Source organism: Microbacterium umsixpiens, assembly GCF_053543675.1.
Map to the genome: position 1 here is coordinate 8,830 of NZ_JBLVOH010000080.1, position 8,834 is coordinate 17,663.

The 8,834-nt window shown below is 71.0% G+C and carries 8 protein-coding genes; 2 read left to right on the forward strand and 6 right to left on the reverse strand.

Going from position 1 to position 8,834, the window contains the following annotated elements:
* Together ACNPM4_RS08340 and ACNPM4_RS08345 are read left to right on the forward strand one after the other, a co-directional pair.
* On the forward strand, positions 1–744 hold a 744-nt coding region (locus tag ACNPM4_RS08340), incomplete at its 5' end, for an MFS transporter (protein ID WP_448985376.1).
* A gap of 63 nt (positions 745–807) precedes the next feature.
* Positions 808–1,095, forward strand: coding sequence for a hypothetical protein (locus ACNPM4_RS08345; RefSeq protein ID WP_029262133.1), 288 nt, complete (start codon positions 808–810; stop codon positions 1,093–1,095).
* Between the two features lie 95 nt (positions 1,096–1,190).
* Here ACNPM4_RS08345 and rocD read toward each other — a convergent pair whose 3' ends face one another.
* The 6 genes from rocD to ACNPM4_RS08375 all read right to left on the reverse strand — a co-directional run.
* Complete coding sequence (rocD, locus tag ACNPM4_RS08350; RefSeq protein WP_448985377.1) at positions 1,191–2,411, reverse strand: ornithine--oxo-acid transaminase; 1,221 nt, start codon at positions 2,409–2,411, stop codon at positions 1,191–1,193.
* Complete coding sequence (gene ddaH / locus ACNPM4_RS08355; RefSeq protein WP_448985378.1) at positions 2,408–3,286, reverse strand: dimethylargininase; 879 nt, start codon at positions 3,284–3,286, stop codon at positions 2,408–2,410. The genes rocD and ddaH overlap by 4 nt, the downstream gene beginning before the upstream one ends.
* 171 nt (positions 3,287–3,457) lie before the next feature.
* Entirely contained in the window at positions 3,458–4,459 is a 1,002-nt protein-coding gene (locus ACNPM4_RS08360; protein ID WP_448985379.1) for an NAD(P)-dependent alcohol dehydrogenase, read from the reverse strand.
* Entirely contained in the window at positions 4,456–4,692 is a 237-nt protein-coding gene (locus ACNPM4_RS08365) for a helix-turn-helix transcriptional regulator (protein ID WP_262001594.1), read from the reverse strand. Before ACNPM4_RS08365 ends, ACNPM4_RS08360 begins: the two co-directional genes overlap by 4 nt.
* On the reverse strand, positions 4,692–5,126 hold the full coding sequence (locus tag ACNPM4_RS08370) for a hypothetical protein (RefSeq protein WP_372467424.1): 435 nt from the start codon (positions 5,124–5,126) through the stop codon (positions 4,692–4,694). Before ACNPM4_RS08370 ends, ACNPM4_RS08365 begins: the two co-directional genes overlap by 1 nt.
* Before the next feature lie 79 nt (positions 5,127–5,205).
* A partial coding sequence (locus ACNPM4_RS08375; protein WP_448985380.1) for a proline dehydrogenase family protein occupies positions 5,206–8,834 on the reverse strand: 3,629 nt, incomplete at its 5' end.

An 8,834-nucleotide genomic window follows, 5' to 3' on the forward strand; every position in this document is an offset into this window, starting at 1 on the left:
AACACCCGCAACCGCGGCGGACTCGCGGCCGGCTTCCGGTACGTGTGGGGGCGCAGCGACCTGCGGGTCGTGTTCGTCACGGTGTTCCTGATCGGCGCGTTCGGCATGAACTTCCCGATCTTCGCCTCGACCATGGCGCTCGAGTTCGGCGCGGGCGCCGACGGCTACGGCGTGCTCAGCTCGGTGCTCGCGATCGGCTCGCTGATCGGCGCGCTGCTCGCGGCTCGCCGTGACCGCGCGCGGGTGCGCGTGGTGATCCTCGCCGCCGGCGGATTCGGCATCGCGGCGTTCGTGTCATCCGCCATGCCGACGTATGCCTCGTATGCCGTCACCCTGACCTTCACCGGCTTCATGATCGTGACGCTGCTCACCACCGCCAACGGCTACGTGCAGATCACGACCGAGCCGGCGCTGCGCGGACGCGTGCTCGCCCTGTACATGGCCGTCATCATGGGTTCGACCCCCGTGGGTGCTCCCATCGCCGGGTGGGTGGCCGACTCCTTCGGTCCGCGCGCGGCCATCATGCTCGGCGGTACGGCCGGATTCGTCGCCTGCGCGATCGGGGTGATCTGGGTGGCGACCTCGGGCCGCCTGCGCCGCGCCGAGAACCGCCGCTTCCTGCTCACCCTCGACGAGACCCGCCCGCTGAGTGTGGTCGAGCGGCCCGACCCGATCGAGTTCAGCGACGAAGCAGCCGTCACCACGCCCATCCGCACGGCGAAGAGGAACGACCTCGAGGGCTGAGCCTCTTTCCTCAGTTTGTCAACGCCCTCTACGGAGTGCACCTGGCGTACGTACCGTCGGTACATGGACGACAACACGGAACGCACACCCCACCCGCAGGACCCGGCCGAGGGCGCTCCCGGCGTCGGCGTCCCCGATGAGGATGCCGGTCAGGGCGACGGCACCGGCGGCGCGATCCAGGGCGACAGCTCGCGCGGCGAATCGACCGGCGGCGCCATCCAGGGCGATGCCGGCCAGGGCCACCGCTCTGCCCTCGGGGGCGACGAGGGAACCGAAGACCAACTCGACGCCGACAACGCCGCCGAGGAAGACACGTTGAAGACGCTCGACCCGGATTCCCCACCGGCCTGAGCGCTCCGAGAGGGCAGCGTCACCGCAGCCGTCTCCCCCAGAGACGGCCTCCCCCCTGCGGTGGCGCTGCCCGTCACAGCCTCCTGCGCTGAGTACTACGCGCCGAGGACGAGCTTGAGCTGCTCCACCGCCCAGTCGAGTTCCGTCGCGCGGATCACCAGCGGCGGCGCGATGCGCACCGTCTGACCGTGCGTATCCTTCACCAGGACGCCGCGATCGAGCAGCTTCTCGGCGATCTCGCGGCCGGTTCCCCTGGCGGGATCGATGTCGACTCCGGCCCAGAGCCCGGCGATGCGCACGGCGGTCACGCCGTGTCCGATCAGCGGCTGCAGCGCCTGCTCCAGGTGCGCGCCGAGAGCCCGCGCCCGCTCCTGGAACTCGCCGGTCTGCAGCATCTCGACCACGCGAAGACCCACGGCCGCAGCGAGCGGGTTGCCGCCGAAGGTCGAACCGTGCTCGCCCGGACGGATGACACCGAGCACATCGGTGTTCCCGACCACGGCCGAGACCGGGAGGATGCCGCCGCCCAGAGCCTTGCCCAGCAGATACAGGTCAGGCACGACGCCCTCGCGGTCGCAGGCGAACGTCTCGCCGACGCGGCCGAGCCCCGCCTGGATCTCGTCGGCGATGAACAGGACGTTCTTCTCATCGCAGATCTCGCGGATGCGGCGCAGGTATCCCTCCGGCGGGATCACGACGCCGGCCTCACCCTGGATGGGCTCGACGAGCACGGCGGCCGTGTCGTCGGTGATGGCCGCGGCGATGGCCTCCGCGTCGCCGTACGGGACGACGTCGAAGCCGGGCGTGTACGGACCGAAGTCATCACGAGCCTGCTCGTCATCGCTGAAGCTGACGATCGTGGTCGTGCGACCGTGGAAGTTGCCGGCGGCGACGATGATGCGCGCCTTGCCCGCAGCGATCCCCTTGACCCGGTACCCCCAGGCGCGGGCGACCTTGATGCCGGTCTCGACCGCCTCGGCGCCGGTGTTCATCGGCAGCACCAGGTCTTTGCCGGCGAGCTCTGCGAGCGCCGCGGCGAACGGCTCGAGCCGGTCGCTCTGGAACGCGCGGCTGACGAGCGTGACCCGGCCGAGCTGCTCGGTGAGCGCGGCCACGAGCGCCGGATGCCGGTGCCCGAAGTTCACGGCCGAGTACGCGGCCAGCAGGTCGAGGTAGCGCTTGCCCTCGACATCCGTCACCCAGGCGCCCTCACCGCGGGCGATGTTCACCGGCAGCGGGTGGTAGTTGTGCGCGACGTGCGGCTCGGCGACGACCTCGGTGGCCTCGCCCTCGTTCGCGACGTCGACCGCGGTCACTTGGCACCCCGCAGCTCGAGCGTGCAGCACTTGATGCCGCCGCCGCCGAGCAGCAGCTCGGAGAGGTCGACGGTGATCGGGTTGTATCCGCGCTCGCGCAGCTGCTTCTCGAAGCCCTTGGCGCGCGGCGAGATGATCACGTTGTAGCCGTCGCTCGCCGAGTTGAGCCCGAACACCGAACCGTCCTCGTCCGACACGAGGATCGCGTCGGGGAAGCGCTTCTCGAGTTCGGCACGGCTGGCGTCGTCGAAGGCGCCGGGGAGGTACGCGATGTTCGCACGCTCCGGGCCGCCGTTGTCTGTGCCCTGCACCGGGTCGAGCACGGCGATCGCGGTGTCGAGGTGGTAGAAGCGCGGGTCGACGAGGTTCAGCGAGACGACCTCACGGCCGAAGACCTCGCCGACCTCGCGGTGGCTGTCGCCGGTGGAGCGGAAGCCGGTACCGGCCAGGATCACGTCGCCGACGAGCAGGAAGTCCCCCTCGCCCTCGTTGACCTCCTTCGGCATCACGGTGTCGTAGCCGGCGGCGCGGAACCAGTCGGCGAACGCCGGCGCCTCACCCTGACGCTCGACGAAGCGGAACTCGGGCACGTACGCGCGGCCGTCGATCAGGAATCCACCGTTGGCCGTGTAGACCATGTCGGGGTAGCCCGCGAGCGGCTCGATGAGTTCGACCGTGTGGCCGAGCTCGAGGTACAGGTCGTGCAGCTTCTGCCACTGCGCGACGGCGTTGGCGGTGTCGGTCGGCCGCGACGGCTCCATCCACGGGTTGATGGAGTAGTTCACGGTGAAGTGCTCGGGCTTGCACATCAGGTAGTGCCGGCGGTGCGCGGTGCGGGCGGGTGCGGTGCGGACGGCGGTTTCAGTCGTCGACATGGGGGCTCCTCGAATGGACGGGCGCGGCGGACGCTGTCCTGGGGCCCGGCGGTCCTTCGACCCGCTGCTCGTTCAGAGCCGGCGACGGGGAAGATGCGACTCGGGCACGCCGGAGTCCATTGTGTCACCCGCCCCCTGTATGCCGCCAGAGCCGCATTCCATCCGAGGCGCTCAGACCCCCGAGCCGCGGACCACGACCTTCCCCGCGGTGTGCCCGGCCTCGAGGTGGGCGAGGGCGGCGGACGCTTCCGCGAACGGATACTCGCGCTCGATCACGGGCACGATGCGGCCGTCGGCGACGAGTTCGAGGAGCTTGGCCAACACCTCCGGGCGCGGCGTCGCGGCGAGGGGACGGATGCTCCGGGAGCCGACTGACAGGACCGCGGCGCGCAGCATCCGCGGGATGGGCCCCAGCACGTGCCCGCCGTCGCCCGTGACCAGCACGACCCGACCACCGTGCCCCACGAGTCGCTGCAGCTCGCGCAGCGGCATCCCTCCGGCGATGTCGACGATCGCGTCGAAACGCCCGGCCGGGATCTCGCTCAGCGGCGACACCCGGTGGTCGAAGGTGCGCACGGCGCCGAGGCGCTCGACCAGCGGTGCGTTGCGAACGCTGCAGGTCGCCCAGACCTCGGCCCCGCGGAGGGCGGCGAGCTGCACCGCGAACGTGCCGACACCTCCGGATGCGCCGATGATCAGCACCCGGGGAGCCTCGCCTCCGCGCAGGCCGACGCCCGCGAGATCGAGGGCCTGCCACGCGGTGCCGCCGGCGATGGGGAGGGAGGATGCGGCCTCGGGCGTGATGTCGGGCGGGATCGGCACGAGTCGGGAGGCGGGAACGCGCACGTACTCGGCGAGTCCTCCGCCTCCGACCAGCTCGCCCACGACCTCCTCGCCGATCTCGGCGCTCACCACGTCAGGCCCGACCGCGACGACGGTGCCGGCGACTTCCATCCCGCGCACCGGATGCTTCGGACGGGTGAGGCCGAAGACCGGGCGCACGAGGAGCGGATCGCCGAGCAGCAACCGCACGTCGCCCGCGTTCAGGGAAGTGGCCCGCACGTTCAGGAGCACTTCGCCGCGGTGCGGCACCGGCACGGGGATCTGCTCGAGGCCCACCCCGGATGACGGGCCGTAGGTCTCGCGTCGCCAGGCGTTCATCGTCTCGGTCATGATGCTCCTCCGGATGCGGGTGGGGCGGGGTAGGCGAACAGGTCGTCGATCCCGACCCCGAACGCCCGCGCGATCTGGAACGCCAGCTCCAGCGTGGGCGAGTACTTCTGCTGCTCGATGGCGATGAGCGTCTGCCGGGTCACGCCGACGGTGCGGGCGAGTTCGGCCTGGGTGAGCCCGGCCTGTTCGCGATGGGCGCGGATGCTGTTGGAGACGAGGGTCGGCTTCACCATCAGACGAGCCCCCGCCGGTAGGCGATCACGCGGGCGATGCCCCCGACGAGCGCGGACACCGCGAAGCCGAGGTACATGGTGTTCGCGATCCAGAACACATCGGCGCCGACCGCGCACAGCGCGATGACCCCGAGTCCGGCGATCACGACGAAGGCCTGCTCGACCCGGCCACCCATGCGACTGATGTCACGGTCGCGGATGTCGGAGCGACCGGCGCCGTCCGGGTCCTTCATGCCGGCGAGGATGCCCCAGACGACGCTGATCACGATCGTCGCGACGATGCCTCCGCCGATCGTCCACAGCATGAGCGGGAACCAGTCGACGGCGGTGAGTGGCCCTCCCCCGGCTTGCTGGAGCACCAGCACGACGTACACGACCAGCGCGATCGGGCTGACGATGAGTCCCGCCCAGGCGTTGCGTTCCTCGTAGACCATGATGCCTCCGCATGTAAAAAATTCTTGACACTCACGCTACGCCGCCGACACGGTCGTGTCAAGAATTCTTTACATCGAATCAGATCACGTCGCTGCTCCAGGGGTCGAGGTTGCCGTAGCGGTGCGCGGTGATCGAGATCGACTGCTCGTGCACGAACGGCAGCAGCTCGATCCGGGCGGCCGCTGTGACCTCGCCGTCGTACACCGCGAGGTCGGGATCACCCCCGGATGCCGTCGCCAGGGCCGTGTGCAGCGCGGCGACCGCGGCATGACCGCCGACCAGACGCACCCGGTCGCTCACGGGCAGCGCGACGACGCCCTCCACGGCATCCTCGTCACGGAGCATCCGCTGCATCCACTCCTCGTCGGTCTCGAGGAAGACCGAGGCATCGAGGTCGCCGAGCGCGCGGCGCACATCGCCGGGCAGACCGACCGGCGTCGAGAGCACGAAGGCCGCACCCGAGCGCACGCCCGCGATCACCACGCGCAGCAGATCCTGCAGGGCTGCATCCTCCGTCGCCCGGATCTCGACCGGCACCGGGCGGTACCGGAACAGGTTCCGCTCCACGCCGAGGTGCGACACGTCGCGCACCTGCCCGAACTCGCGGTCCCACGCCAGGGCATCCGAGAGCGCCGAGCGCCGTAGCCACTCGAACTTCTCGTACTCCAGCGACGACTGCGCCGACTCGATGAGCGACGTGATGCGGGAGTCGAGCCCGCGCAGATGCAGGGTGCTGGATGCCGGTCCGCCCGGCTGCGACCGCCAGGACCCCAGACCGATCAGGTAGTTCGGGCCGCCCGCCTTGGCGCCGGGACCGACGGCCGAGCGCTTCCAGCCGCCGAACGGCTGCCGCTGCACGATCGCCCCGGTGATGCCGCGATTCACGTAGAGGTTGCCCGCCTGCACGCGGTCGAGCCAGAAGGCGAGGTCGCCCGGATCCTGCGTGTGCAGCCCGGCGGTGAGGCCGTAGGCGACGGCGTTCTGCAGCTCGACGGCCTTCTCGAGGGTCGGCGCGTGCATGATGCCGAGCACCGGTCCGAAGAACTCCTCGGTGTGGAAGCGCGACCCCGACTGCACGCCGACGCGGATGCCGGGGCGCCACAGCCGTCCGCTGCCGTCGTCGTCGGCCGCGAGCGCGGGCTCGATCAGCCACTGCTCCTCACCCTCGAGCTCGCTCAGCGCCCAGGCGAGCTTGCCCTGCGGCGGCTCGATCACCGGGCCGACCTCGGCGAGCGGATCGGTGGGCGGGCCCACGTGCAGCGAGCGCACGGCATCCGCGAGCTGCCGCTTGAACCGCGGCGAACGGCCGACGGGCCCGACGAGGATCGCGAGGGAGGCGGCCGAGCACTTCTGACCCGCGTGCCCGAAGGCGCTCTTCACCAGGTCGGCGACGGCCAGGTCGAGGTCGGCCGACGGGGTGATGATCATCGCGTTCTTGCCGCTGGTCTCGGCGAGCAGCGGCAGGTCGGGGCGCCAGGAGCGGAACAGGGCGGCGGTGTCCCACGCGCCGGTGAGGATCACGCGGTCGACCGCGTCGTGGGTGATGAGCTCGCGGCCGAGCTCGCCCTCTTCGATGTCGACGAGCGCGAGCAGATCGCGGGGGATGCCCGCCTGCCACAGCGTCTCCGCGATCACGGCGGCGCAGCGGCGCGCCTGCGGCGCGGGTTTGAAGACGACGCCCGAACCCGCAGCGAGCGCGGCGAGCACTCCGCCGGCCGGGATCGCGAGCGGGAAGTTCCAGGGCGGCGCGACGACCGTGACGGATGCCGGGACGAACACGGCGCCGGCGATCGCGTCGAGCTCGCGCGCGGTGGCCGCGTAGTACCGGGCGAAGTCGACGGCCTCGCTCACCTCGATGTCGGCCTCGGCGAAGATCTTGCCGGTCTCGGAGGCGGCGACCTCGATCAGGTCACCGCGTCGGGCTTCCAGGGCGGCGGCGGCACGCAGCAGCACCTCGGCGCGTTCGGCGGCGGGACGCCCACCCCACGCCGGAGCCGCACCACGGACCCCCTGCACGATCTGCTCCAGGGAGTCCGCATCGTCGATGCGTGCGGCCGCGATCGTGGCGTCACCGAGCTCGGACGAGCCGATGCGCTCCCGCACCTCACGCGCCCAGTGGCGGTTCACCGGCAGGGCGGGGTCGCTGTCGACGGTGTTCGAGAAGCCCGGTGCTCCCCCGGCGTCCTGTTCGAGTTCGCGGGCGGAGTACACCGCGGTCTCGAGGAAGGCCTCGCGACCGCCGCCGTCGTCGTCAGAGCCGCGCGAGATGCCGAGTACGGCCTGGGTGAGGTCGGTCTCCGGCAGCGGAGCCACGGGCGAGGGGCGCAGTGCTTCGTGCACGGGCGCGCTCCGATCCTGCGTCCGACGCGGGCCGGTCCGCAGCGTGGGATCGTCCGATCGGTCGAGCGCGTCGAGGAACCGATCCTGCTCCCGCACGAACAGGGCCTCGTCCTCGCCGAGCCGGAACGCGGCGGAGAGGAAGTTGTCGGGCGACGCGTTCTCCTCGAGCCGACGCACCAGGTAGCTGATCGCGACGTCGAACTCGGCCGGCGCCACCACCGGCACGTACAGCAGCACGGGCCCGACCTCGCGTGAGACGGCCTGCACCTGCCCCTGTGCCATGCCGAGCAGCATCTCGAACTCGACGGCCTCGCGCACATCCCTCTCGCCGGCGAGCAGCCACGCGTAGGCGATCCCGAACAGGTTGTGTCCCGCGACGCCGATCTTCACGGCGGAGGCATGCTCGGGGCGCAGGGCCCAGTCCAGGCAGCGCAGGTAGTTCGCGTCGGTGTCGAGCTTGGTGTCGTAGGTCGCGGGGGTCCAGCCGTGCATCCGCGCCTCGACCTGCTCCATCGCGAGGTTGGCTCCCTTGACGAGGCGCACCTTGATGCGGGCGCCGCCGTGCGCGACGCGGTCCTGTGACCAGGCGGTCAGCTCCTGCAGGGCGGGCAGGGCGTCGGGCAGGTACGCCTGCAGCACGATCCCGGCCTCGAGCCCGGCGAGCCGCGGGTCTTCCAGGATGCGCGTGAACACCGCGATCGTCAGGTCGAGGTCGCGGTACTCCTCCATGTCGAGGTTGATGAAGGTGCCGTCCGCGGCCGCCGTGAGGTACAGCGGGAGCAGCCGCTCCACCACCTCGTCGACGATCTCGTCGAAGGCCCACATCGACAAGTGGCTGACGATGGCCGAGACCTTGACCGAGACGTAGTCGACATCGGCTCGTCGGATCAGGTCGTGGATGCCGTCGAGGCGGCGCTTCGCCTCCGCTTCGCCGAGCACGGCCTCGCCGAGCAGGTTGAGGTTCAGGCGCGAGCCCGTGGCCGTGATGCGCTCGATGGCGGCTTCGAGCTTGGCGGGCCGCGCGTCGACGATGAGATGCCCGACCATGTCGCGCAGCACCTTCCGCGCGATCGGCACGACCGGCGACGGCAGGATCGGCGCGACTCCCCCGCCGAGACGCACGACCGAGCGCAGGTACCAGGGCAGGAACTCGGGCACGATCGGCGCGATGCGGTGCAGCTGCGAGGCGGCGGCGCTCAGGCTCTCGGGGCGCATGACGCCGTCGACGAAGCCGAGCGTGAACGGCAGCCCGTTCGCGTCCTGCAGCACTCCGGCGAGACGGGCGGCAGCGGGGTCGGGTTCGATCGCGGCGGCCTCGATCGCCCACCGCCGAGCAAGCTCGACGGCACGGTCTGCGAGGGGTGGGG

Bases quoted from the DNA above. Each gene is read 5' to 3' on its own strand.
- ACNPM4_RS08345 (WP_029262133.1), top strand. From the start codon at position 808: ATGGACGACAACACGGAACGCACACCCCACCCGCAGGACCCGGCCGAG.
- ddaH (WP_448985378.1), bottom strand. From the start codon at position 3,286: ATGTCGACGACTGAAACCGCCGTCCGCACCGCACCCGCCCGCACCGCG.
- ACNPM4_RS08360 (WP_448985379.1), bottom strand. From the start codon at position 4,459: ATGACCGAGACGATGAACGCCTGGCGACGCGAGACCTACGGCCCGTCA.
- ACNPM4_RS08365 (WP_262001594.1), bottom strand. From the start codon at position 4,692: ATGGTGAAGCCGACCCTCGTCTCCAACAGCATCCGCGCCCATCGCGAA.
- ACNPM4_RS08370 (WP_372467424.1), bottom strand. From the start codon at position 5,126: ATGGTCTACGAGGAACGCAACGCCTGGGCGGGACTCATCGTCAGCCCG.